The 26,592-nt window shown below is 42.3% G+C and carries 21 protein-coding genes, 1 pseudogene and 2 riboswitches; of the genes and pseudogenes, 11 read left to right on the top strand and 11 right to left on the bottom strand.

From position 1 onward, the window contains the following. Positions 1–295 precede the first annotated feature (295 nt). The gene (locus tag H5123_RS13265; protein WP_182698268.1) at positions 296–2,167 is read left to right on the top strand and encodes a methyl-accepting chemotaxis protein; all 1,872 of its coding nucleotides are present in this window, start codon (positions 296–298) and stop codon (positions 2,165–2,167) included. Positions 2,168–2,357: 190 nt separating this feature from the next. Here H5123_RS13265 and H5123_RS13260 read toward each other — a convergent pair whose 3' ends face one another. Next, positions 2,358–3,140 (bottom strand): class I SAM-dependent methyltransferase, encoded by a 783-nt coding sequence (locus tag H5123_RS13260; protein ID WP_182698301.1) that lies wholly within the window; start codon positions 3,138–3,140, stop codon positions 2,358–2,360. A 130-nt stretch (positions 3,141–3,270) separates the two neighbouring features. Between H5123_RS13260 and H5123_RS13255 the strand changes: the two genes are divergently transcribed. Beyond that, positions 3,271–4,116: a 23S rRNA (adenine(2030)-N(6))-methyltransferase RlmJ gene (locus H5123_RS13255; protein ID WP_124016746.1), complete on the top strand. Its 846-nt coding sequence runs from the start codon at positions 3,271–3,273 to the stop codon at positions 4,114–4,116. A 268-nt stretch (positions 4,117–4,384) separates the two neighbouring features. Here the strand turns inward: H5123_RS13255 and H5123_RS13250 are convergent, their stop codons facing one another. From H5123_RS13250 to H5123_RS13230, 5 genes and pseudogenes are all read right to left on the bottom strand, one after another. Next, positions 4,385–5,743, bottom strand: a complete 1,359-nt coding sequence (locus tag H5123_RS13250; protein ID WP_404948313.1) for a M28 family peptidase — start codon at positions 5,741–5,743, stop codon at positions 4,385–4,387. Between the two features lie 91 nt (positions 5,744–5,834). Continuing rightward, a pseudogene (locus tag H5123_RS13245) lies at positions 5,835–6,458 on the bottom strand (lytic transglycosylase domain-containing protein); the annotation flags it as partial. A 361-nt stretch (positions 6,459–6,819) separates the two neighbouring features. Then, a complete protein-coding gene (locus tag H5123_RS13240) occupies positions 6,820–7,359 on the bottom strand; it encodes a hypothetical protein (RefSeq protein WP_124016744.1) in 540 nt (179 codons plus the stop codon). Between the two features lie 419 nt (positions 7,360–7,778). Further along, on the bottom strand, positions 7,779–10,934 hold the full coding sequence (locus H5123_RS13235; protein ID WP_124016743.1) for an efflux RND transporter permease subunit: 3,156 nt from the start codon (positions 10,932–10,934) through the stop codon (positions 7,779–7,781). 9 nt (positions 10,935–10,943) lie between these two features. Further along, complete coding sequence (locus H5123_RS13230; RefSeq protein ID WP_124016742.1) at positions 10,944–12,092, bottom strand: efflux RND transporter periplasmic adaptor subunit; 1,149 nt, start codon at positions 12,090–12,092, stop codon at positions 10,944–10,946. A gap of 972 nt (positions 12,093–13,064) precedes the next feature. Between H5123_RS13230 and H5123_RS13225 the strand changes: the two genes are divergently transcribed. Further along, on the top strand, positions 13,065–13,682 hold the full coding sequence (locus tag H5123_RS13225; protein WP_124016741.1) for a TetR/AcrR family transcriptional regulator C-terminal domain-containing protein: 618 nt from the start codon (positions 13,065–13,067) through the stop codon (positions 13,680–13,682). 24 nt (positions 13,683–13,706) lie between these two features. On the opposite strand, the gene H5123_RS13220 is transcribed toward H5123_RS13225, so the two are convergent. Both H5123_RS13220 and H5123_RS13215 read right to left on the bottom strand, forming a co-directional pair. Continuing rightward, a complete protein-coding gene (locus H5123_RS13220) occupies positions 13,707–14,396 on the bottom strand; it encodes a DNA-3-methyladenine glycosylase I (RefSeq protein ID WP_124016740.1) in 690 nt (229 codons plus the stop codon). Between the two features lie 100 nt (positions 14,397–14,496). Further along, positions 14,497–15,027: a thioesterase family protein gene (locus tag H5123_RS13215; RefSeq protein ID WP_182698266.1), complete on the bottom strand. Its 531-nt coding sequence runs from the start codon at positions 15,025–15,027 to the stop codon at positions 14,497–14,499. Between the two features lie 270 nt (positions 15,028–15,297). Beyond that, positions 15,298–15,468: riboswitch (FMN riboswitch) on the top strand. A gap of 93 nt (positions 15,469–15,561) precedes the next feature. Here H5123_RS13215 and ribB point away from each other — a divergent pair. The 5 genes from ribB (at position 15,562) to H5123_RS13190 (ending at position 18,541) form a co-directional block, all read left to right on the top strand. Next, positions 15,562–16,218 (top strand): 3,4-dihydroxy-2-butanone-4-phosphate synthase, encoded by a 657-nt coding sequence (ribB, locus tag H5123_RS13210; RefSeq protein ID WP_011639277.1) that lies wholly within the window; start codon positions 15,562–15,564, stop codon positions 16,216–16,218. Positions 16,219–16,829: 611 nt separating this feature from the next. Next, positions 16,830–17,216 carry a DUF3703 domain-containing protein gene (locus tag H5123_RS13205; RefSeq protein ID WP_182698265.1) on the top strand — a complete coding sequence of 129 codons (387 nt, stop codon included), beginning with the start codon at positions 16,830–16,832 and terminating at the stop codon, positions 17,214–17,216. Between the two features lie 102 nt (positions 17,217–17,318). Next, positions 17,319–17,705, top strand: a complete 387-nt coding sequence (locus H5123_RS13200) for a VOC family protein (protein ID WP_182698264.1) — start codon at positions 17,319–17,321, stop codon at positions 17,703–17,705. A 37-nt stretch (positions 17,706–17,742) separates the two neighbouring features. Beyond that, the gene (locus H5123_RS13195; protein WP_259395666.1) at positions 17,743–18,102 is read left to right on the top strand and encodes a MerR family transcriptional regulator; all 360 of its coding nucleotides are present in this window, start codon (positions 17,743–17,745) and stop codon (positions 18,100–18,102) included. Between the two features lie 58 nt (positions 18,103–18,160). Next, positions 18,161–18,541 carry a carboxymuconolactone decarboxylase family protein gene (locus H5123_RS13190; protein WP_182698263.1) on the top strand — a complete coding sequence of 127 codons (381 nt, stop codon included), beginning with the start codon at positions 18,161–18,163 and terminating at the stop codon, positions 18,539–18,541. A 100-nt stretch (positions 18,542–18,641) separates the two neighbouring features. On the opposite strand, the gene H5123_RS13185 is transcribed toward H5123_RS13190, so the two are convergent. Then, positions 18,642–19,304: a PilZ domain-containing protein gene (locus tag H5123_RS13185; RefSeq protein ID WP_259395665.1), complete on the bottom strand. Its 663-nt coding sequence runs from the start codon at positions 19,302–19,304 to the stop codon at positions 18,642–18,644. 215 nt (positions 19,305–19,519) lie between these two features. After that, positions 19,520–21,559 carry an oligopeptidase A gene (gene prlC, locus H5123_RS13180; protein WP_182698262.1) on the bottom strand — a complete coding sequence of 680 codons (2,040 nt, stop codon included), beginning with the start codon at positions 21,557–21,559 and terminating at the stop codon, positions 19,520–19,522. A gap of 470 nt (positions 21,560–22,029) precedes the next feature. Here prlC and H5123_RS13175 point away from each other — a divergent pair, with 470 nt between their 5' ends. The 3 genes from H5123_RS13175 to gorA all read left to right on the top strand — a co-directional run bounded on the left by H5123_RS13175 (position 22,030) and on the right by gorA (position 24,727). Continuing rightward, positions 22,030–22,689 (top strand): hypothetical protein, encoded by a 660-nt coding sequence (locus H5123_RS13175; protein WP_259395297.1) that lies wholly within the window; start codon positions 22,030–22,032, stop codon positions 22,687–22,689. Between the two features lie 72 nt (positions 22,690–22,761). Beyond that, positions 22,762–23,283, top strand: coding sequence for a hypothetical protein (locus H5123_RS13170; protein ID WP_182698260.1), 522 nt, complete (start codon positions 22,762–22,764; stop codon positions 23,281–23,283). 88 nt (positions 23,284–23,371) lie between these two features. Next, complete coding sequence (gorA, locus tag H5123_RS13165; RefSeq protein ID WP_182698259.1) at positions 23,372–24,727, top strand: glutathione-disulfide reductase; 1,356 nt, start codon at positions 23,372–23,374, stop codon at positions 24,725–24,727. Between the two features lie 122 nt (positions 24,728–24,849). Here the strand turns inward: gorA and gbpA are convergent, their stop codons facing one another. Next, on the bottom strand, positions 24,850–26,295 hold the full coding sequence (gbpA, locus tag H5123_RS13160) for an N-acetylglucosamine-binding protein GbpA (RefSeq protein WP_182698258.1): 1,446 nt from the start codon (positions 26,293–26,295) through the stop codon (positions 24,850–24,852). 130 nt (positions 26,296–26,425) lie between these two features. Continuing rightward, positions 26,426–26,524, bottom strand: a riboswitch (cyclic di-GMP riboswitch). Between the last annotated feature and the right edge of the window lie 68 nt (positions 26,525–26,592).

The raw sequence follows: 26,592 nt of genomic DNA, 5'->3' as shown, positions 1-26,592 counted from the left end.
AATACTTTAAACAAAAAAAATACAAGTTGGATTTATATGTCTTTTAATATTTACATTAATAGAATTTTAAATTAAAAATTAACATTCAGAATCAGTGAATATTTTATAAACATGACAAAAACGACATTAATATTGTTATACATTGATTTTAATTTTGTTGCTTTATTATGTGTGCGAAAATAAAAGCAAGATTGAGATGACTCTCCCTTATCTCAATTCATATTCTAAATTCAGCAACCACAAAGCTGTATTTATTTTCGTATCTCAATTTAAATAAACAGTATTAACATCCCATATGAAGTCATATTCACTAAAGCAAAAGATATTACTATCGGTTGTCCTCGCCCTTGCGGTTGTCATTGGACTATTATCGTGGCACAGCTATTCAACCCAAAAAAGCTCGTTACTGCAAAGTAGTGTTAATCAGGTAAGTGAATCTGGTAAACAACAGGCAAAACTAATTGAAGGATGGTTGTCTGATCGTAAACGGATCATCAGCTCAGTTGCCACTAAGGTCGAAGGTGATACGCTTAATGCTTTGCAACAAGCAAAAATCTCCGGCGATTTTCAGCTAACCTATTTCGGTAACAATAATGGCATAATGATTGATTCAGACCCGAGTATTGATCGTACCGGCTATGATCCTAGATCGCGTCCTTGGTACCATCAATCGCAACAAGCACGTAAAACAATTATTACCAAACCTTACGTAGATGTCGCCTTTAATGTATTGGTCGTCACTATCGCTAAACCGACCAGCAATGGCGTAGTCGCTGGCGATGTTTCAATTGCTAGCTTAGTCGATAGCGTCAACAGCATGTCCCTGCCAGCCAACGGTTATGCCATAATGATGCATAAAGACGGCACTGTGATTGCTTATAAAGACGCAAATAAATTGATGGGCAAAATTACGTCTATTGATAATAAGTTAAGCAGTCAATTGATCCAATCAAGTCGTCAAACAGGCAAATTAGTACCTGTCTATTTTGATACTGAAGGCAGAGATAAATTACTCTGGAGCGAAGAGATACCGAATACTGATTGGCAACTGGTTTTTGTACTCGACCAACAAACCCTAGAAGCACCACTTGCCAGTTTAATGTTTACCCAACTAGGATTGGCTGTATTAGTACTGATTATCAGTGTGTTATCAATTTCATGGTTATTAAGCCTGTTACTTGCACCATTAAGCCGTGTATCACAAGCATTATCCCGCATCGCTGACGGCAATGGTGATTTAACCCAACGCATCACTGTCGACAGTCAGGATGAAGTCGGGGTGCTAGCCGATAACTTTAACCGCTTTGTGAGTAGTCAACATCAGCTGATCAGCCATATTCGTCATCTGGCGCACGAACTGCATTTAGATGCAGAGCAGAGTTTACTTACAAATCAAACAAGTGTTGATGAGCTACAACGCCAACAGCAAGAAGTCGCAATGGTTGCGACTGCAGTGACGGAAATGTCATGCGCAACCCATGAAATTGCAGCCAATGCTGAAAGTACTGCTGCGGCGGCACAACAGTCAACCCAAAGCAGTATTCAAGGTAAAGGTTTAGTTGATAAAACTCGCACGACCATTAATTCGTTGGCATCAGAAATAGATGAAACCACGACCGTCATTGGTAAATTAAGCCTACATGCACAAGCCATCTCTAGCATTTTGACAACAATTCAAGGGATTGCTGAGCAAACTAACTTATTGGCATTAAATGCAGCCATTGAGGCTGCTCGTGCGGGTGAACAAGGTCGTGGTTTTGCCGTAGTGGCTGATGAAGTGCGAGTATTATCTCGTCGGACTCAAGACTCAACGGCAGAGATTTATACCACTATCGAAACCTTACAAAGCACAACCAAACAAGCTGTTTGCTTGATGGACAGTAGTAAAACATTAGCCAATAACAGTGTTGATGATGTTAACGCTGCGGCAAACGCTCTGGAAGAAATCACTGAAGCGGTCAATATGATTTCTGATATGGCGGGTCAAATAGCCATAGCAGCAGAAGAGCAAACACAGGTGACGAACGAAATAACTAAAAATACTGTTGCGATAAAAGATGTCACTGATGAGATCACCTCATCGGCGATGACTCATTTAGACCAAGCCACAATGCTCAAAGACCGTGCGACAGATTTGAGCAACAAAGTCGCCACCTTTATTTTGTAACCATGTTTTATTGGTCTAGTGCAGGCATATTGCTAAGCAAGAATATCCTGCCGAGTTCCAACGACATTTGGATGAGTCTTTTGAGGTAAAAGCCAGTTAGCTTTCCTCAAAGACTCAACAAAATCAAGATTCGCAATCTAAAGCCAATAGTAATAACCTAAAACACTAATATTTAATGCTCGACTAGAGGTTATTTCATCGCGGATTTGATGTATAAATCGAAGCGATTTTTTTTAGTTTCAATCACAGAATGCGGCTTTACACCGTCTAAATCCTCAGCGTAATCAGGGCGTTTTACAACAACACGTTTGGTGGCTAATGCGATAGCAGGTGCCAGTAATCCATCGGCATCAAGATCAGCCCCAACTAAGGTTTGGAATACTCGCATTTCTTTTTTTACCAGCGCTGACTTTTCACGGTGTGGGTACATGGGATCAAGATAAACCACATCAATCTCGCTGACGTTAGTGCTCGTTTTCACCGCATCGGCTAATGCATTTAGGCTGGAACCATGGAACAAGCTCATACGCTCATGCATCCATTGGCCAATTTCAGCATCATCATACGCGCGGCGTAAACCGTCTTCGAGTAGCGCGGCAACCACAGGGTTTCGTTCAACCATAATGACTTTACAACCTAGGCTGGCCAATACAAATGCATCACGGCCTAAGCCGGCAGTTCCATCCACAACCGTTGGCGTTAAGCCTTGTTTTAATCCAACCGCTTTGGCGATAGATTGACCTCGCCCGCCACCAAACTTACGCCGATGAGCAACCGCACCAGAAACAAAATCAACACTAATGCCGTCTAGTTTAGGCTCATCTCGTTTATGCAAACTTAGGCAGTTTTGCTCAAAGCGCAATTCAAAAGCAGCATGCTGGTCCCACACAAGCTGCCAGCGCTGGGCAATATCGACTAATGAAGGATACTGCTGATTAAAGAAGATAGGTGTCTGCAACAAGATGATTACCATGCCAATATAAGAAACTACGCCATTATGCCAAAAGCCATCACCAGTGAACACCTATACCTCGCGCGCTAGAAAACTTATAATGTCGTTATTACACAGTTTTTGCTGTCTCATTTAGTAAATGGAAATGCCCATGCTCAGTTATCGCCACGGTTATCATGCAGGCAATTATGCCGATGTGCTTAAGCACTCAATGCTTATTCAAGTATTAAAAGCGATGCAGAAAAAAGATAAACCTTATGTGTATATCGATACTCATGCAGGTGCCGGCGCCTACTCATTGACCGATGAGTTTGCTCAGAAAACGGGCGAGTATTTAGACGGCGTGGCTAAATTATGGGACCACGCAAATTTACCTACTGCATTGGCTGATTACGTTGAGACAGTAAAGCACTTTAACGCTGAATTTGATGGTGAATTAACGGTTTACCCTGGTTCACCTGCGATTGTCGATGTCGAACTGCGTCCACAAGATCGTATGGTATTGCACGAACTGCATGTTACTGACCACGAGTTACTGGAAAATTATTTCATTGACGACAAGCAAGTAAAAGTCATTCGAGGCGATGGTTTAAAAGGATTAATTGCCGCGGTTCCTCCATTAGAGCGCCGTGGAGTCATATTAATTGATCCCAGCTATGAAATGAAAACTGACTATCAGGATGTGGCTGAAACCATTATTAAAGCTCATAAACGTTTTGCGACTGGGACATTTGTTTTATGGTATCCAGTGGTAAAACGTGAGCAAACAGAAGCTATGTTAACCTTGCTAAAAAACAGCGGAATTAAAAAACAGTTGCGTATTGAGCAAGCCGTTAGCGCTGACAGTGACGAGTTTGGCATGACAGCTGCTGGCTTATGGGTTATTAACCCACCTTGGCAATTAGATGTATTAGCTAAAGAAGCATTAGATTATTTAACCCCATTATTAGGTCATGCCGATGGCCATACGACTGTGAAGTGGGAAGTCGGCGAATAATTTAGCCTCTGCAGGGTTTATGTTGCTGTGGCGTGTAAATGATTAATGATTTAGTGGCTAAGATTATTTAACGCCGTTATTAAATCTAGATCATGCCGATGGCCATACGACTGTGAAGTGGGAAGTCGGTGAATAATTTAGCCTCTGCAGGCTTTATGTTGCAGTGCAATGTGAAGAATGATTACTGATAGTAGATAATAGAAAATGCCCAAACCGTAGCAACGGTTTGGGCATTTTTGTTTTTATCTTAAAATCATTTCAGGTCACTTTATTTAAAGAATGCACCTGCTGCACCCGGAAACACTACTGGGCTGATATTGCCATTCGCGGCAACGCTGGCCACGCCATATAAGTAATTATCGATAACCATATTATCCAACGTGAACTGATTAACCTTGCCGACATAGCGACTGTGAGTCCATTGTGGCACTGTGGTTAAACGCCAATAGACGCGATATCCAACAACAGTTTTATCATCACTTTTTGCCCAACTTAAGGTGGTACTCGGTGATACTTGCCCTGCAATGGTAACCTTGGTTGGCGGTGCTGGTGCCCACGCTTGAGACGCTAAGCTCAGTGCATTAAGTGCAGTCAGTTTGGCTGTAAAGTCAAAATCGACACCTTCAATCACATCACCATACGCAATGCCATCTTCAACGCGAATATCTTGATGCTGACGATTATAGTTCTCGTTGGTTTCCATAATCCGTACGGCAGGCAAGCCAGCCTGATTAAACGGTAAATGATGTCCACCACGACCAAAACGGTCGAGGCGATACACTAGCATCACCTCTAAATTAGTCATGTACTGGTCTGCTAACGATTTAATTTTACGGGCTAAATTACGTGAAGCAGAATCATTTTCGCCGCCACTAAAATAGCGTTCTTTGGCTTCATCTGCGGTTTCGGCAATACGTACACCTTCAGAAAATACCCGCACACTACTGTTATTCACCACGCTATTAATGCCTGATATATTGCCAATCATGTCATTATTTAATACTGCTTGAACCTGCCAATTTTGCGCTTTAGCATAGTCAGCTAAAATATTACCGCCATACAGGCCTTGCTCTTCGCCCGACAACGCAGCATAAACGATAGTGCCGTTAAATTGATATTTTGATAATACGCGAGCAGCTTCTAGCGCTCCCGCAACCCCCGACGCATTGTCATTAGCGCCAGGAGAAATTGAGCTGGCATCTAATACATCACTGACACGTGAATCAATATCACCGCTCATCATCACTACGCGCTTAGGATCTGTTTGACCACGTTGAATAGCAATAACATTAACCACTTCGGTTGGGTTCGCAATTCGTTTACCTTGAACGGTATCAGCCACAGTCACCACTTCTAAACAGCCGCCACACTCTTTAGATATACGATTAAATTCAGCTTCAATCCAACGTCTTGCAGCACCAATACCCTGGGTATCAGATTGAGTATCAGACAAGGTATGGCGGGTTCCGAAACCGACTAAAGTGCGAATATCTTGCTCAATCCGCTGGGCTTGTGGTGCAGTCGCGATGTCGTATAAACGCACATCTTCTTGCGATGGCGCAGCTGATGATTTATCGGCAGCAACGGCGGGGACAGCTACAGCGCCCAATATCAGTAATCCGGCCATACTAGTAAGGCCATAGCCCTGAGTGCGACGGAACGGGATACGCTTGGAGTGAAGTTTATCAAGTAAATGATTCATTAATAATTACCTTAAATTAACTGGCTAATGCCTTTTGATAGCGTTTTAATAATATTTTTACACGCTTTACATAAGCTTGTGTTTCAGGATAGGGCGGTATGCCGCGGTATTGCATCACAGTAGTCGGGCCAGCATTGTATGCTGCACACGCAAGATCAATGTCGCCGTTGAATTGGCTGAGTAACAGTGCAAGATAACGACTGCCACCGCGAATATTTTGCTGAGCATTAAAAGGATCATCAACGCCCATATCGCTAGCGGTCGCAGGCATTAACTGCATCAAGCCTTTGGCACCCGCTTTTGATAGTGCACCCATTTTGAAAGCCGACTCAGCATGAATAACGGCCCGAATAAGTGCAGGATCCAGCTGATATTGGCGCGCTGCTAAAGCAACATCGGCAGCAAAAGGTGAAGTAAATAATGGAATTTTATACCAATCGATAACCGAGTCGACACGACATGCAAAACATTCATACAACAGCACTTGGTAGTCATCACCCTGCGGTTGTACATCGCTAAATACCATCACGCCATTGGTTTGCTTATATTGGTAAACTTTACGTTTTTCAACGCCTAAATCACTCACGATACCATTGTCGGAATAACTCGCCTTAATGCGCTGCTTACTCGGTACACTGGCCGACGGCTTTAACGGGTAGTCATTCGTTAAGGTGCGCGGCTGCGGTTTTTCATCGACATAGCCTGCTGTTAATGACAATGGATCTTTGATTGAATCAACCTTGCTTCGACTCGTCATCTTATCCATTTCTGATGCCGGAGCGGTGTTTTCTGCAACGGGTGCAGGTTGTGTAGGTTGTAACGATAACTGTTTTTTAACTGCAGCTTGTTCAGGCAAGTACTTAGCTTTGAGTTGTGGCTTGTCAACTTCTTCTACGGCGGGATAAATCACTTGTTTGGCTTGCACCTGCATGTGTAAACCAGCGCAAGCCAACAATCCCATGATACCCAATAGCGTCTGTCGATTACCCCATATCATTGGGTTAGTCCTGCACTTGATCGAATATTGGCATCGGCGCGATACGCGCAAATTTAGCCACAGCAGATCCAGGAAAAATTTTAACACCGCTGTTTAACTCGTCGACGGCTTTGCGGTAAAAATCCTCTGCATGGACAAAATCGAGTTCTAACTGTAAATACTCGGCAAGCTGGTCAGCACACAGTTTGTCTTTATTTACCGTTGATAATAACGCCTCTAAACCTTGATCAATCTGTTGCCACGCAGCAATAGATACCGACAAGGAGCCGCCCGCTACGTTTGATTCTTCTATGGGTTGTTCCCAATCATGTTGGGGCTGCATTTGTTTAAGTTGCAACAATTGAGCTTGTTGATCATCAGTTAGGGGGTGTTGATACGACTTTTTTTCCTGGCACAGTTCAGTGAACAACATTAATCTTTTATCAATTTTTGCGTCGATCACTTTCAGCGCTTCAATGGCTGAAGTGCGCTTTTTAAGTAGACTGGCATACCAAAGATAAGCCAGAATAGCGGCTAAAGTGAGGCTAATAAATAGCGCCTGCATGGTGACATCCTTTATTATTGTTATTCACTATCATAATCATAATTTAATCAAAAGTTCATCTTTATCGATGATAGCTTAGCTAAAAAATAACCATTAAAGTATCAGTAAAGCACGAATAGATGTTAATAAGCTGTTTTAATTAACATTTTGACTATAACACAACAAATCTGCACATGTGTGACCTAAAACCGTACCGTTTACAATTAAATAGCTAACTTTATCAAACACCTAATACAATTTTAACCAGAGTGTTTTTTAAACACATTTTCAGTTTTCTATTGAATATAAACCAAAATACCGTTTAATAATGCCGACTTAATACCTTTTGAGTCAGTTTTCACTCTCTGTATCTTTTCAAAAACAATAGTCATAAAAAAGCCCAGTTAAACTGGGCTTTTTACAATCAATAATGTAAAAAATTAAATATTTTTTCTATCGTTATCGACTTTTTCATCTTCCTCTTCCGTTGGTTTTTCACGCTTACTGAAAATGCGCTCAACCACCACAAAGAATAACGGCACAAAGAAGATACCTAAGAAGGTGGAGGTCATCATACCGCCCAATACCGCAGTACCGATGGCATTTTGACTACCAGAGCCAACTCCAGAACTAATCGCTAATGGCACAACACCTAAACCAAATGCTAATGAAGTCATTAGAATTGGGCGTAAACGCACACGTACCGCATGTAATGTTGCCTCAATTAGCCCAGATCCTTTTTCGTAATATTCCTTGGCAAACTCGACAATTAGAATGGCGTTTTTAGTCGCCAGGCCCACCGTGGTTAACAGACCGACTTGGAAGAATACGTCGTTAGGTAAACCGCGACCATTCATTGCCAATAGCGCCCCAATAATCCCTAGTGGTACCACTAAAATCACCGATAAAGGCACTGACCAGCTTTCATACAGAGCAGCCAATACCAAGAACACAATTAGGATAGATAAAGCATACAAACTAGGTGCTTGATTACCCGACAAACGTTCTTCGTACGACAAACCATTCCACTCTAAGCCGTACCCTGGAGGAAGCTGCTTGGCCATCTCCTCTAATGCATCCATCGCGTCACCAGTGCTATAACCCGGTGCTGTTGAGCCTTGAATATTGACCGCGGGTACACCGTTAAAGCGCTGTAATTGTGGTGAGCCAAATTCCCAAGTACCGGATGCAAATGCCGAAAACGGTACCATTTCACCATTATTGTTACGTACATACCAAGAGTCTAAATCACCAGGTTGCATACGATATTTAGCATCCCCCTGAACATAAACCTTTTTAACTCGGCCACGGTCAATAAAGTCATTCACATATGACCCACCCCATGCGGTACCCAGCACGCTGTTGACGCTATTAATATCAATATCTAAAGCACGCAATTTAGCGTGATCAATATTAATTTTGTATATCGGCGCATCTTCCTGACCATTTGGACGAACCCCAACAAGATTCGAGTTTTGTGAAGCCATGCCTAATAATTGATTACGCGCTTCAATTAACTTGGCGTGTCCTTGACCATTTAAGTCTTTCAGGTAGACATCAAAACCATTTGCAGTACCAAGCTCAATCACTGATGGCGGTACAAAGGCAAACACTAACGCCTCTTTAATTTGCGCAAAGTGACCCATGGCTCGTCCTGCCAATGATTTAACATCTTCACCCGGTGCTTCACGTTCAGACCAATCTTTTAAACCCACAAACGCAAGTCCCATATTTTGCCCAGAACCAGCAAAACTGAAACCTGAAACGGTAAAGACTGACCTCACAATGTCTTTTTCTTCAGTAAGATAATAATTAGAAACGTCTTTTAATACCTTAACCGTGCTTTCTTGGGTGGAGTTAGTTGGCAAAATCGCTTGTGTAAACAAGATACCTTGGTCTTCATCGGGTAAGAATGCCGTTGGCATGCGTAAGAAAATCCAACCCACAGCAATAACTAAACCAACATAAATCAGCATGACTCTAAAAGAACGCTTAAGAATACTGCCGACACTTGATTCATAACGCGATGTCATTGCATCAAACTTACGGTTAAACCAGCCAAAGAACCCTGTATCTGCGTAGGAATGACCTTTTTCGATTGGTTTTAACATGGTGGCACATAATGCCGGCGTTAACACGATGGCGACAAACACCGATAAAGCCATCGCTGAAACAATAGTAATAGAGAACTGACGATAAATGACCCCGGTGGAGCCAGACATAAATGCCATTGGTACGAACACCGCCGACAAGGTCAAACCGATACCGACTAAGGCACTGGTAATTTGATCCATTGATTTTCGGGTTGCCTCAAGCGGACTTAAGCCTTCTTCAGACATTACGCGTTCAACGTTTTCAACCACAACAATCGCATCATCTACTAGCAAACCAATCGCCAATACCATGGCAAACATGGTTAAGGTATTAATGGTAAAACCGGCTGCAGATAACACAGCAAATGTTCCTAATAACACCACAGGCACAGCGATTGTTGGAATAAGTGTTGCTCTAAAATTTTGTAAAAACAGGTACATGATCAAGAACACCAACACTATGGCTTCTATCAATGTATGCACCACACCTTCGATTGATTGCTCAACGAACGGCGTTGTATCATAGGGATAAACCACCTCAAGCCCTTGAGGGAAAAACTCTTTCATCTCATTAACTTTGGCTTTAATACCCTCTGCAGTGTCTAACGCATTCGCACCGGTGGCTAATTTAAACGCTAAACCAGATGCGGGTTTACCATTATAATATGAGTCTACCGCGTAGCTTTCTGCGCCTAATTCCACTCTGGCAACATCGGCTAGAAAAACGTTGGCGCCCGACGAATCAGATTTAACAATAATTTTCTTAAACTGCTCTGGTGTTTGTAAGCGGCTTTGTGCTGATACCGTCGCGTTAAGCTCTTGACCCGCAACCGAAGGCGCACCACCTAATTGACCCGCTGATATCTGAGCATTTTGCTCACGTATTGCAGCAATGACATCAATACTGGTTAGTTTGTATTGGGTTAACTTAAGCGGGTCTAACCAAATACGCATTGCGTACTGCGCACCAAAAAGTGTCAGTTCACCCACACCAGGTACACGGCTCATTGGGTCTTGTACGTTGGCAGCAACATAATCGGCAATATCGCTTTTCCCCATTGAACCATCAGCAGACACAAAGCCAAGCACCATTAAAAAGCCCGAGCTGGACTTGTTAACTTGTACACCTTGTTGCTGAACTTCAGTGGGTAATAACGGAGTAGCCGCTTGCAGCTTATTCTGAACTTGTACTTGAGCAATATCAGGATCGGCCTCAGCATTAAACGTCAGGGTAATCTTCGCATTACCAAAACTGTCACTGGTCGATGAGATATAACGTAAGTGATCCAGCCCGGTCATGCGCTGCTCAATCACCTGAGTAACCGTGTCTTCCATGGTTTTAGCCGAAGCACCAGGATAGAAAGCACTGATCACCACTGTTGGCGGTGCAATACTCGGATACTGTGCAATGGGCAAGCCTTTAATGGCTAACACACCCGCGAGCATAATTAATAATGCAATCACCCAAGCAAAAATAGGGCGATCAATAAAAAAGCGAGCCATAATGATTCCCTATTTTTGTGGTTGGTCAGCCGTTAACGCCTGAGCTGAAACAGGTGCACCAGGACGAATTTTTTGCAATCCTTCGACAATTAATTTATCGCCAACAGACAAACCATCAACGATGCGCCATTGATTACCAATCACTTCAGCTGTTTTTACCACGCGCATTTCAACATTACTGTCTTGATTAACTATCATTGCGACAGCTTCACCTTTAGAGTTACGTGTAATGGCACGTTGTGGCACTAAAATCGCTTGTGGATCTTGGCCAGCATTGAGCAATGCACGAACATACATACCCGGTAACAGTATTCCGTCTGGGTTAGGAAACTCAGCGCGAAGGGTTACAGAGCCAGTCGTTTCATCAACGTTAACTTCAGCAAATTGTAGAATGCCTTGTTGTTCGTAGGTGCTACCATCTTCAAGGATTAAGGTTACTTTAGCATTTTCACTTTCCAGTAACTGCCCAGAACGTAAGTTAGCTTTTAAACGTAACAGCTGCGCACTTGACTGCACTATGTCGATATTAATGGGATCAAGCTGTTGAATTGTCGCTAACGTATTGCTTTGGTTTGCCGTCACCAAGGCGCCGGCAGTCACTGATGATTTGCCAATACGACCAGAAATCGGTGCTTTAACTTCAGTATATTCAGTGTTAATTGTCGCTGTATTAATCGCGGCTTTAGCAACCACAACCGCAGCTTGTGCTTCTTTATATGCCGCTTCAGTCTCGTCAAAATCTTGCTTACTGATCGCATTGGTTTTAACTAACTTGTCATAACGCGCGGCTTTGGCTTTGGCTGAGGCTAAACCAGCATTGGCACTCGCAAGATCGGCTTGCGCACTTACCAGTGCTGCTTTATAGGTTGCGGCGTCAATTTGATACAGTGATTGACCTTGCTTAACTTCAGTCCCTTCAGTAAAGGCACGTTTAGTGATAATACCTGTGACTTGCGGTCGTACTTCGGCTTCTAAATACGCACGACTGCGGCCAGGTAGCTCAACTTGAATCGCTTGCGAAATCGCTTCAACGGTCATCACGCCAACAGGTGTAGGTGGTCGCGGTTGTTGTGACTGGGCATTTTCATCCCCTTTACCACAAGCGGTAATCCATAATGCAGCAGAAATAACTGCGGCGACTTTCAATGCTTTGTGCATGAGTGCTCCTACTCCAATTTATTTTCAATATGCGCCACTCGATCTTGAGTAGCCGATTTGAAAATAGCTAATATTAAACTTTAAAATTTTCTGTGTACTTTATCGCATAGGTATAAAATTCAAACAACTTAGCTGATGCGAATAAATTGTAAATAAATAATAAGCTTACGTTATATATACTTAAAAAGTTAACAAATTGTGCTATTCGAGTGAGTAATAAAACAAGCTCGATCAATTATTTCATTCTTAACACTATTTATTAACATCTCAGCTGGATCAATTTGTGGGTTAACAACCGCACCAATGTTCACCAGTAATACACTAACCTAGTGGTTGTTGATGACAAGCTTATTTAAACCATCAATCTTTTATACTGCAAGCATACTATAGCCAGCATTACTCGCCAGCTTGAGAATTAGCCAACCATTTGAGCATCATTAAAAGTCAGCAAGCTCATATTATATTTAGTTAATTGACTGATACGCCCAAAAGACTCAAACCAATCATGTAATGGTAAATTAAACTGGCTATTTTACTGACTTTATCACCTTAGCGTTAACATCAATATGCGTCTGTGAGCATGGCAATGACAACATCTGGATATCGCGTGGTAATTTATTATAGGCGCCCATAGCAAACATGCTGAGTCAAACAGCCAAAAAGAGTCATCAATTTGTAAAAGCCATTAAAATAGCCAGTGTTAAACAATATCTTGTGCTATAAGCCTTACATGCCATCAGGCGATTTAATTTCAATGCCCTTTGTGGCTGACTAAGATGATCCTCTGCCACCACCAATAGCTCAAAGCAGTCTGATTAAAAGTTTGAGGAACATAATGATAGTGTTTATCACCCTAAAATCTGCAACTATTTTTAACTATTGCTTCAAAAAGTAAACTACACAGTGTAGTTTAATAATCCATTGTTGAAAAGTAAACTGCTCAGTGTAAAATATTACAATAAGATCGCTTAGATGAAACCAATGAACTCAGAAAAACAAACACGTAGCCAATTAAAACGTGCTGCGATTATAGAGGCCGCCAGAACAACCTTTAAATCATTAGGGGTTACGGCTACCAGTATGGATAAGTTAGCCGAAGTGGCTGGGGTGTCTAAACGAACAGTCTATAATCACTTTGCGACTAAAGAAGCGTTAGTCATGACTTTAATGACTGATTTGTGGGAGCAAGCATTATCTCAACCCACTGTAGCGTATGACGCACATCAACCTTTAGAAGCACAATTACAGCAGTTAGTACGTGACGATATGGACTACTTACAATCAAAAGAACACATTGAAGTGTCGCGTATGTTGATTGGTCATTTGTTCTATACCACTGAAATGCAGCAAGAATTACAAAAAGTGATCAAAGAAGAGAATGCCATTTTACGTTGGATTAAAGCGGCCACGCAAGATGAGCGATTAAGCGTGACAGATGTCGAGCAAGCGCAAGCAGAATTGCAGAGTTTGATAAAAGGCCAATGTTTTTGGCCATTAATCTTTCAAGTTGAAGAGCCATTGAACGATGAACAAAAACAACAGATTGCCGCCAATATTACTGCCATGTTTTTATGTCGTTATAAGGTTTAACCGCATCGTTTAAAGCATGAAAAATTAAACGCGATTATCGCCCACGCCCAATGAAATCGTCCGGCTAATTTGCGCCAAGCTCATGCCCGACTCTTGTTGCCAATGATTAAAAGCCGCTTGGGTTTGGCGTAAAGCAGTTTGCGATGTAAAGCCAGCATCAACCACGTTATGGCCAGTTAAATAGGCTTGAACATCTTGGCTTAATAAAAAGGTATCTTTACCAATTGCCCGTAAAAAATAGGGCCCAGTATTACCGCCTAAACGAGTGCCGCGCTTTTTAAGCACTTGCCATAAACCGGTAATATCATCGCTTGGCCAATGAGCAATAAACTCCGCAAAACTTCCATGCTCTTGGTTAATGTGTTGGATCATATAGGCATTATCAACAATCGCCTGTGTTTTCTTTTGATGACGAATAAGCTCAGGGTCGGTTGCACGCTGTTGAATTTGATCGGGTGAAAGCATCAGTACCTTCATCGGCTCAAAACCAAAAAAAGCTTTCTCATAGGCAGGCCATTTGTTATCAACCACTCGCCACACAAATCCACTTTGAAACACCCGCTTGCTCATCACAGACAGCAATTGAGCATCAGTATATTGGCTGATTTCGTCAATATCGAGAGTATCCGGTAACATCGACTTCACTACCGCAGGTCCGCCTTTACGCTCACAGGCTCGAGCCCAAATATCGCTGAATTTTTCTAACCTTGCCACGCTTCAACCTCACTACAATATCAATTATATAAACACTCATCACTGGTACGTAATCTTGTACCATCCAGTTTACTTTAGAATGTTATTCACATAATGATAATTAAATATTACGTTGTTTTTTAAGCTGTAAAAACTGTTTCCATTTAACCACTTCCGCTGGCAACTCTGGCACATCGCCAGTGAAACCGGCTGCCGCAATTAAGGTTTCTATCGGCACTTGTTTACCCCGACACATAAATACACCGCGTACATGAGCAATACAATGTAAGCCGCGCTCGGTGTGCATCCGATGCTCAATATAAAAATACTTTTCATCCCAGCCGACAATTTTGGTGTTTATGGTAAATTTTTCAAATGGCTTAATATCGCGGATATAAGTAAACTCAGCAGCATTCACAATGGGTAACCATCTGTTTTTTAAAAATGCCTTCATCAAGCCCATTTCGGCTATCAAATAAGTGCGGGCTAGATCCATAAAGGCTGGATAGCGGGAGTTAGTCAGATGTAAATTGATGTCACAATCTAATGGCAACACACGATAATCAATCCGGCTAGTACCTAAAAAACCGATGCTTTTACAATGCCCTATACGCCATATAAACAACCAAATAAAACGAAAATACAAATTCATTAACTGTGACTCCTGATATAAACGCATCAGGCTAACAAAGGTCATACCAGTGAGCAAGCTCGTTCAACTCATTAAACAATAGATATTTGCATCCAGTGATTAAGATAACTGAACCTAGGTATTGCTGCGCTGTAAAATAAGCATTAGTAATGCTTTATTACATTAATGAGACCGATACCCCTTTTCATCTTAATCTTAACTGATTAACATAGTTGCGTGTTTTGCTGAGCCAGCAGTCTGAGCTTAGATGTTTAACACACACATATTGTTTTTAATTCTCAGGGCGGGGCGCAATTCCCCACCGGCGGTATACTTGAAAAAGTGAGCCCGCGAGCGCTCGATTCGTCGAGGTCAGCAGATCTGGTGACTTAGGTATTTACTCATGAGTAATGTCTAACAGTCCAGAGCCGACGGTTATAGTCCGGATGAGAGAGAATAGAGATACATCAATTAGCCTAGGCTATTGATGCAATTTGTTTTGGATTTAGATCCCTCTTTACAAGCCCTGATTCTGGTCATTTTAGGAGTACAACCATGAATCAGTTATCACTACTTGCCGAATTTGGCGAACCAATCACCCGTGTAGAAAATGCATTAGCAGCGCTTAGAGAAGGCCGAGGCGTATTACTACTCGATGATGAAGACCGCGAAAATGAAGGCGACATTATTTATTCTGTCGAGCACTTAACCACAGCCCAAATGGCATTAATGATCCGCGAATGCAGCGGCATTGTGTGTTTATGCTTAACCGACGAACACGCCAACAAGTTACAATTGCCGCCAATGGTTATCAATAACAACAGCGCCAACCAAACTGCGTTTACCATCTCCATTGAAGCAAAGCATGGAGTGACCACTGGCGTTTCCGCTCAAGATCGTGTCACCACCATTAAAACTGCGGCAAACCGCGATGCCAAAGCATCAGACTTGGCTCATCCTGGACACGTATTCCCATTACGTGCTCGCGCTGGCGGAGTGATGTCTCGTCGTGGTCATACCGAAGGCACCGTCGACTTAATGCAAATGGCAGGCTTAATGCCAGCTGGCGTATTATGCGAACTGGCCAACGAAGATGGCAGCATGGCCAAAACACCAGAAATTATCGCCTTTGGCCTTAAGCACAACATGCCTGTACTCACCATCGAAGACATGGTGATGTACCGCAACCAGTACGATTTAAAACTGGCATAATATGTTACTAATACGTCATTCATAAGCAGACTTATCTGCAGTGAATGAAGATGAAATAACAAGATTAAGAGGTGCTAAGCACCTCTTTTTTTATGTTTGAAATCATGAAGATTATAGAAAATAAGGCCTTATGAGTTAATCCTTGTATAACTTGTTATTTGCCATCCATAACCTCTCCCCCTCACCCCGAGGACTACCACCGCATAACTCTCATTTGAACTCAACGAGTATGTTTAAGTTATGCAATACTTTACATTGAAGACTGAAAAAAGCAGGATAAATAACCTCAACAGATATTGCTCACGGCTACCCTTGAGAATGAGCCAACATGAAATAAAGGACGCTTATGAGTAAATAGAATACCACTAGCACACTCTCGCTGTACTTAACGCTAATCTGCTCAATTAGTGTAGCCAGTTTTGTGACATATTCGTTGGAAGATAATTTTACCGGTTTATCTGACTTACCGCGTATCGTTGATATCGGTATTTATGCCGCCCTAATGACAGCGCTTTATTATTTTTTTGGCCAATTTTTAACTGGTTGTACTCTGAAGTTCAAAAAAATAACGACGAAAATTCAGCTGAGGATAATAAATTGGAGAGGTAACATTGAATAGTTATACCAAAAATATCACTCCTTACGTGCAAGAGCAGTTATCTAAAGCAGATCAATCCGACCGTTTAGGTAATGTTGCAGATTCATTTGTTTACCTTGAGAATGCTCACGTGCTTGGGCAGGAATCAACCTATTGGCATGTAAAAGTGCATTGTTTAATGCTGCGTTGGGCAATAAAACAGCGTGATATGAATAAAGCCATAGGTCAAATGATTCGTATCATTGGGGCGGTTTTATTCACTGCAATAAAAGGCGTACCAACGGGGAACACTGGCGGTAGCAATGTTAGTCTCGTAAAAGTCATGCCCATTAAACCAGAGCATGCCGAGATCATAGCGAAAGTAAAAAAACAACATAACTCAACGAACGAAAAAGATTAATAGACGCCTTAGCTACATCATACTGTAAGCCAATAATGGAATGTTAAATACATTACCAGGTAACACAAAGACATCTCTAAACATGGTACATGGGAGGTTCACATGAAACGAGTCACAGGTATCGGCGGCATATTTTTTAAAGCAAAAGATGCACCTGCATTACAAGCCTGGTACAAGCGTCATCTCGGCATTGATGTTCAGGAATGGGGCGGCACGGCTTTCTCCTGGAGCGACTCAAATAACAAGCCCGTAGGTGGAACGACTATCTGGGCGGTGAGTTCAGAGAAAAGCGACCAATTTTCCCCAAGCCAAGCCCCATTTATGATCAATTACCGAGTTGAAGACCTCAAAGCTGTCGTCGCAGCCCTAAAAACTGAAGGCTGTAACGTCCTCGATAAGATAGATGAGTCTGAATTTGGCAAGTTTGCGTGGGTGATCGATCCTGAAGGTAATAAAGTCGAATTATGGCAACCGCCTTTAGGTCAATAATAATGCTGAATGTAGCCATTTGCAGGGTAAAAAATAAATGATGAACATGAAAGCATTTTCGACGTTAGCCGGATTATCTTCTCATACGCTGCGATATTATGAAAAAGTCGGTTTACTCAACAAGATTCAGCGAAACAGCAGTGGCCATCGAGTCTACACAGCCAAAGACTTAGAATGGATTAATTTTGTCAAACGCCTGAAAGACACTGGGATGGCTTTAACCAAAATTCAGCAATATGCCCAATTGCGAGCATTAGGGCCAGGTACAGTGTTAGACCGCCAACAACTACTTGAGTGTCACAAAGACCAGTTACAGGCTCACATTGCACTTCAGAAAAATCATTTACTGGCGCTAGAAAACAAAATTAATTTGTATAAAGCTAATAAAGTCAGTTGACTTAGAGTTAACTCTAACTTGTAAGGTGTGACTTCTACTTATCAATAGGAGTACATCAATGTCAAATTCAAGATTCACTTTAGGTCTGGAACAGTTGTCCAAAATTGACGGTGAAGCAGGTCATAATGTTATCGAAAGCCTACAAGATATCTGCCCTGACTTAGCCCGATTTACCATTGAATATCCGTTTGGCGATATATATACCCGACCCGGTTTGGATGTAAAGTCGCGAGAAATAGCCACTGTTGCCGCACTGACCGCATTAGGTAATTGTAAACCTCAGCTCAAGGTTCATCTGAGTGCGGCTTTAAATGTCGGTTGCAGCGAAGAGGAAGTAAAAGAAGTATTATTACAAATGTCAGTATATGCTGGTTTTCCTGCGGCATTAAACGCTATGTTCGCCTTTAAAGAAGTGCTTCAAGAGCGAAAACCAGAATAAACAAGTTGCGATTAATTGTGAGTCTATACCAAGGGCCAGCTTAGAGCCGCTTATGCTCCAACACTGACGTTAACGAAATGATTATGCCCAAGACTCTAGCTTATAACTCAATAGAAAGCTGATTCAATATGGCCCTAACTTGTTCATCATCTTCTGCAAATTGAATACCTACGTTAACTTTTCCGTTCTCAAAGCGACTATTGCACACCTTCGCGGGAATGGTTATTTCAGTATCGTTGGGTGAACGCATAATGATGAAAATATCTTTCGGATTAACTTTAACTTTCGAGTTATCAGTTTTGAATACAAAACCACAGCCTTTGGCAGAAATATCCGAAATAATGCCTTTTAATTGGGATATTTTTTTTACATCATCATCGTCTCTTGTGACAATAGATGCAGGTATATGAGTCACAAAACGTTGATGAGTGCGAAGCTGACGGTTTTCTATTTTAGCGGGATAACTTAAGAAGATAAATTTTTCAGGGATTTTAGTGATATTTCTAATTGCCGATCGAAATGCATAACACTCGCCTTGCTGGCCCTCCAATAAATAACGAACCACCACAACATTACCTTCCACAAGCACATCACTGTAGTTACTCATATTCTGAGGAGCTGGATGCTTGAGGATAATATATTGACCTAGATCGTACCCGACCAACATTGCTTTAAGACGCAATTTAACGGGATGGTCGATCTGTAAATCAACAATTTTTCCGGGAGTTAACTCGAAAAATATAGCGTTGGGTGTGGTTGTCAATGTTCTGGATCCATGGGAGTTTAATGATAAATTTACAACCGTAAATGTATGCTGTGAATAAAACCAAAACAATAGTTATACACAGTTTAAAACTAAAAAGATGTCGCCAAATTAAATTAATTAATCTTTATTGAATATTCATTACTCAATAAAGATTAATTAGTCAGTTAATAAGAGGCACGAGTTAAGTACCTCTTATGTTTGAATCCATCCTATTACACCGCAATACCACTGTGACGCAGTAACGCATCAGTGTTTGGTTCGCGGCCCATAAAGCGTTTAAATAACGCCATCGGCTCTTCACTGCCGCCCATCTCAAGAATGTTGTTTAAAAAGCTTCTACCAGTGTCAGCATTAAAAATACCTTCGGCTTCAAAACGCGAAAAAGCATCAGCGGAGAGTACTTCGGCCCACTTATAACTATAGTAACCTGCCGCATAACCACCAGCAAAAATATGAGCAAAACCATGCTGAAAACGATTAAAGCTTGGTGGGGTTAATACCGCAATCTGGCTGCGTACTTGGTCTAAAATGCCTTGAATATCGACACCTTTTGCTGGGTCAAATTCGTGATGCATTCTAAAGTCAAATAATGAAAACTCAAGTTGGCGCACCATCATCATGCCAGACTGGAAGTTTTTAGCTGCTAGCATTTTATCCAGCAAGGCTTTTGGTAATGGTTCACCAGTTTCATAATGACCAGAAATTTCCGCTAACGCCTCTTCTTGCCAGCACCAGTTCTCCATAAACTGGCTTGGTAACTCTACTGCATCCCAAGGCACACCATTGATACCAGACACGCCACCAACATCTACCTTGGTGAGCATATGGTGAATGCCGTGGCCAAACTCATGGAACAAAGTGGTTACTTCATCATGGGTAAATAATGCCGGTTTGCCATCCACTGGGCCATTAAAGTTACAAGTTAAATACGCTACCGGTTTTTGCAAACCCGTAGAGGTCATACGGCGACCGCGACAATCATCCATCCATGCGCCGCCACGCTTACCGCTGCGAGCATATAAATCTAAGTAGAAGCTACCGCGGTGGTGTTTTTGATCATCAAAAATATCAAAGAAACGCACGTCTTTATGCCAAGTGTCGACACCTTTCTGCTCACTAATAGTTAAGCCGAATAAACGGTTTACAGTATAAAATAAACCTGACAAGACTTTATCTTCAGGGAAGTACGGGCGTAATATTTCTTGTGACACTTGGTATTTATGCTGTTGCAGTTTTTCAGCGTAAAAACTTAAGTCCCATGATGCCATTTCGCTCACGTGATAATGCTCTTTAGCAAACGCACGTAGCTCGGCTAATTCAGTGGCAGCCTGATCTTTAGAACGCTCGCCTAATTCATTTAAAAAGCCCAGTACTTGCGCTGGATTTTCTGCCATTTTAGTGGCTAATGATTTATCAGCGTAGCTAGCAAAGCCGAGTAAATTAGCTAACTCGTGACGCAGTGCGACGATTTCATTCATATTGTTGGTGTTATCAAACTCACCAGCATTAGGGCCTTGATCAGACGCACGAGTCACAAATGCACGGTAACATTCTTCACGTAACTCACGATTTTCGCTGTAGGTCATCACAGGTAAATAAGACGGGAAATCAAGTGTGAATAACCAACCTTTTAGCTCTTTGGCATCCGCCATTGCTTTGGCAGCTGAAATCGCTGATTCCGGTAAACCGGCTAAATCGGCTTGGTCAGTAATCAACTTGGTCCACGCTTCGGTAGCATCTAACAGTTGATTCGAAAAGTGACTAGTTAACTCAGATAAACGTTTAACAATCTCACCATAACGTGCTTTTTGGTTATCGTCTAAGCCGATACCAGACAATTCAAAATCGAGTAAGCTTTGCTCTATGACCATTTTTTGCGCTTGGGTTAACGCAGTAAATTCAGCAGATTGATGGATCGATTTGTACGCTTCGTACAAGCCCTGATGTTGACCAACATAAGTGCCGTAATCAGACAAAAGCGGCAAGCAAGCATCGTGTGCATCGCGTAATTCATCACTACTGATCACTGAGTTCATGTGCGACACAGGTGACCATGCTTTACTTAATTGATCATCGATTTCTTCAAGGGGTGCAATTAGATTATCCCAAGTGTATGAGCTATTTTTAGCTAATAGCTCATCAATGGTTTCACGACATTTGGCAATCGCTTGCTCAACAGCAGGCTGAATGTGTTCAGGTTTGATTTTTGAAAATTCTGGTAATTCTGCGCCACTTAGCAATGGATTGCTCATAAAGATTCCTCGAAATATTTCGCGTGAGTATTTAGCTTATATTGGGTTAAATAATGCCATTTTCAAGCATTGGAGCAATTTATCCTAACAAATATAACCAGCATTTCTAATACACCCGATGATATTTCCATTGCCCATTTTCGAGGGTACTCTCGCAGATCCATTACAGCATATGCTTTCTGCTTAACCGATTTATCAAGGGAATAGAATGACCAAGCTCCCACTTTAATTTGCTACTTGAGCAAAATATCTAATATTGAACAGAAGTCTCAAATAAGACTTATTATCATTTAATTAATTTTTAAAAAGGCTAACATACGCGGCATCAATATCTCTCTAGCAACATTGTAACTATGAGCAAGATAAATATGCCCTTTGATTGTTACCTGCCAAGTCAGAAGCATTGTGTCTGCTATTTTTGGGTTGCTCTCTTTATTGTAATAACGTTTCCCTTAACATCCGCGCTTACCATGGCGGAAGACCAGCCAATAATGGCGTTCGATGTTGCCTGGAATGATCATTATATTAGCCAAGGACGCAATAACTTAGCCAACGGTGGGATTGTTTGGGGTGTCGCCAGTGTTGCACAAGATAACTTAGTCGCTTTTGCCATTGCTGGACGCGCGACTCAAGTTCACTATATTGAATGGAATGCAGGTCTAGAATACACCCTCCAACTTCATGATGAAGTTGATCTCTCCCTGGGTTATCAGCGCGTAGAGTGTTATGGCGCTGAACGCACATCTGACAATGAATTTTTCAGTTCATTAACCTATAACGGTATTCGCTGGCTGGTACCAACCATTAACTACACGTTTGCCACTGAAGCGGCGGGCTACTTTGTGGAGCTCAGTTTACACAGTCCATGGGATATTAACGAGCGGCTCACATTAACCCCCTATTTAGTACATGGCGTTGATTTTCAGTACAGCAGCGAACAACACAATGGCGCTAACCATGTGCAATTTGGTTTAGAAGCACTGTACCAATTAACAGCTAACCTAACGGTCTCAGCACAACTTAGCCGCACTATTGCTCTAGAGGACATCAAGCTGCAAGCCCGTACCGAAAATCATCAAGGCAGTCTAGATACAACCTATACTGGCGTGCACATAGGCTGGACGTTTTGAAGCATTAGGCTCGCAATTTAATCATCTGCGACTACACTTAATGACCAAGATTAAGCTATGCAAGGAACGCATATGTTTACCCGCCAAGTGCAATTCGCCACCTTATGTGTCGTGCAATGGATAACCTTATTAAGTGCTCCAATATTATATGCTGGAGAACTCAGTGAGTTAACTCAAGCATCGACGAATAAAGCCGTATCACTCACTAATGACAACGCCAAAAACTTACCACTACAATCTGCCAGTGATAGCCAAGGTAATACGATTAGCTTACCCAGCGACACCCGCTCAGCATTAGAATATCGCGCCGATGAAATCTACCTCAAACCTAGCCTACAAAGGCTTATTAAAGCCAACCAACAAACCAATACCTCATCACGCCAAGCTGGCATCAATGTTGTGGACGATCCTAGCTGTCGTTGGCTAAATAACCGTATAAAGCACTTAACCAAACAACAAAGACAAAATCAAAACAGTCAATTTAGTCATTATCAAGATGAAATTGATATTAGAAAAAGCGAATGGACCTGTCTTAAGTGCGCAACTACTGGCCCCAATGACGTTGACCGAGGGGAGTGCCAACATAAACGCTGACTCATTTAGCATAAAGCATTGAGCTAACGACTAGATTGCAAACACAATCCCCCCTACAATGGACGCATTAACCGTAGTGGAGATCATCATGGCTCAACATTTTGACTATATCGCGCTTGGCGCAGGCAGTGGTGGTATTGCCTCTGCAAACCGTGCAGCAATGCGTGGCGCAAAAGTATTAATTATTGAAGCAAATCAGGTTGGCGGCACTTGCGTAAACCTTGGTTGTGTCCCCAAAAAAGTCATGTGGTATGGCGCTCATATTGCCGAAGCACTTAACCTTTACGCCAAAGACTATGGTTTTGACGTTACCGTCAACAAATTCGATTGGAACACTCTAGTTGATAGCCGTGAAGCATATATTAGGCGCATTCATGATGCCTATGGCCGTGGTTTTGCCAACAATAACGTGACCTTATTAGACGGCTATGGCCGCTTCGTCAATAACAACACCATTGAAGTCAATGGTGAGCATTACACAGCCGACCATATTATGGTTGCTACTGGTGGTGCACCGACGATTCCTGATATTCCAGGCGCCGAATACGGTATCGACTCAGACGGTTTCTTCGCTTTACGCGAGCAACCTAAACGCGTTGCTGTGGTAGGTGCGGGTTATATTGCGGTTGAAGTTGCCGGGGTATTACATGCCCTAGGTAGCGAGACACATTTATTGGTGCGTAAGCATGCTCCACTTCGCAACTTCGATCCTATTCTAGCGGATGCATTAGTCGATGCTATGGCCGCTGATGGTCCAACGCTGCACACCCATAGTGTACCTAAGTCGGTCAGTAAGAATGTCGATGGCAGTGTCACCTTAGAATTAGAAAATGGCGAAAGCTTAACAGTTGATTGCTTAATTTGGGCCATTGGCCGCTCACCATCAACGGGTAATATCGGTCTAGAAAATACCGACGTGCAGTTAGATGCAAAAGGCTACGTCATTACTGATGAACAACAAAATACTACCGCAAAAGGGATTTATTGTGTTGGCGACATTATGGCAGGTGGTGTTGAATTAACCCCTGTTGCCGTTAAAGCGGGTCGTTTATTGTCAGAGCGTTTATTCGGTAACATGCCCGATGCAAAAATGGATTACAGCTTAATTCCTACTGTAGTCTTTAGCCATCCACCCATAGGTACTATGGGCTTAACAGAGCCTGAAGCGGCTGAAAAATATGGCCAAGACAATATTAAGGTTTATACCTCGACATTTACTTCAATGTACTCTGCAGTAACCGCACATCGCCAAGCCTGTAAAATGAAGCTAGTGTGTGCAGGTGATAATGAAGTCGTCGTTGGTATTCACGGTATCGGCTTTGGTATGGACGAAATACTACAAGGCTTTGGCGTGGCCATAAAAATGGGCGCGACTAAAGCAGATTTTGACTCAGTAGTAGCAATACACCCAACGGGTGCTGAAGAATTTGTTACCATGAGATAAGTTACTGATAATCAATAAAAAACCGTGAACTCCTTAATCGATATTCACGGTTTTTTTATCTTTATTTAAACCTAAAAAAGAGCTTTAAACCTATTTGAATCTCTTAATATGATGTTCCGATTTTACAATTCAGTCCATGCTACCGCCCAAGAGGCTCCTACGCCCGGCTCATAACTGGTAGCAGAAGCTGACCACTGCATACAGTAGCCGCCGTATGGGAAAGGTTTACATTGATAAACCTTACCTGTCTTAGGCTGCAAAACCTTAGTACCGGTAACATAACGCGTCACTTCAGCTGGAAACACGAAGTCGGCTTCTGGTACTGGTAGCTCATCCTTTAAAAACACATCAAAGTTCTGCTGGATGACATCCCCTTGCTGAGGTTCACCTTTAACTTGTAAGTGATAATGGCCAACTTTAGGTGCTACAACCTCCAGCACTAAACTCGCATTGGTATTATTAACCGCTTGACTCACAAATCCAGATGCAACGCCATCATGATTAAATAAATAAGCTGACACTTGCATAGCGGAATTGGTTGTCACATCAAAACTCACTTGAGCCGCACCATCGTTGATTTGAATTGCATCAGCAAGCGAGGTCACATCGAGTTGATTCCCTGGGGCAGGCGCTAAATCAAACTCGACTTCGACACGCTCAATACCTGAGTCAGTTAGGGTAAAAATATCATTTTTACCGTAAACCGGCATGATACTGCCAGCAGCATTCTTTTGTCCTGCTTTGAGTTGTGATTGCTGCGCATTAATAGTGCTGGCAAGAAGGAAAGGCCAATTCTGTTTATCACCTTGAGTCGCATCGGTAATTGTAATCGTGGTTTGCTTAGAGAGCTGCTCGCCATTAGCATCAAATACCCTGGTCATCACTTTGTCACCAGCCTTGAGATCCAGTGACGGATTAATGTCACCCACATCTTGCCATTCGTTAGGGATTCCCGGGCCTGAACTCAAATTGACATCAATAGCATTATAGAAACTATTGCTGGTGTCACCGACTTGCCATACGGCTAAAATAACGTGGTAACCACTTAGTCCCTCTGGCACATAACAGTCATGAGTAACTAATTTAGGTGGCTGAACCATGCCACCATCGACCACACAAAAAGGCGCTAAATCGAAACTCGCGCGGCTTAAGGCTTGGTTTTGGTCCCACCCCTGGCGAGTAATATAATAGCGCCAGTTACGGGTGACATGGTTAGCGGTAAACTGCCAAGTAAATTGCTGCCATCCGGCGTTGATATCCGTTTTAGACCAACGGACCGGACTCTGAACATCTAGAGGAGAAAAGGCACCATTTGCAGCGCTCGCTAACTTACCATCTTCAGGGCCTAATTCAGGGAATCCCGAAGGCCCTTCAACACTTTGTGGCTCCCACTGAACGGCGCCACAGCTTGCATTATTGCCAGTTTTACAAGCGTATGAGCGTGACTCTGGCGATAGCACATAACCATGCGCTTCAACAGACAGACTGACGAAAGAATTTGCAGCCATGAGTGAGGCTGCGAGTAGGCTTAATTTAGAAACATGAGGTAAAACAGGAAGATTTGCCACTTAAATGCACTCCATTGGTTACCTATTACTTAAAAATAAGTGATAGGCCTCGATATCAATATCAAAGTGGTATTTTGGCAAACAACAGCGTTAAAAAAACGGCTGTTCGTTTCACGCAGAACCTGAGCTCTGCGGCAACTCCGCTATCTTAGTTTCGTAAAAATTAATTTACCACCTTAGACCGGAAGCTTTGCGTCCTAACTTTTCAATTAGTTTGCCAAATACTATGAGTGTTAGCTTGGTGATAACGCTATTTATAACAAGGTATCAACTAACACGACTAACCCAACAACAAAT

Origin of the sequence: Shewanella sp. SR43-4 (assembly GCF_014163845.1) — a bacterium.
Classification (GTDB): Bacteria; Pseudomonadota; Gammaproteobacteria; order Enterobacterales; family Shewanellaceae; genus Shewanella; species Shewanella vesiculosa.
Note: the sequence above shows the minus strand (reverse complement) of the source record. Positions and strands in the feature narration are given on the sequence as shown.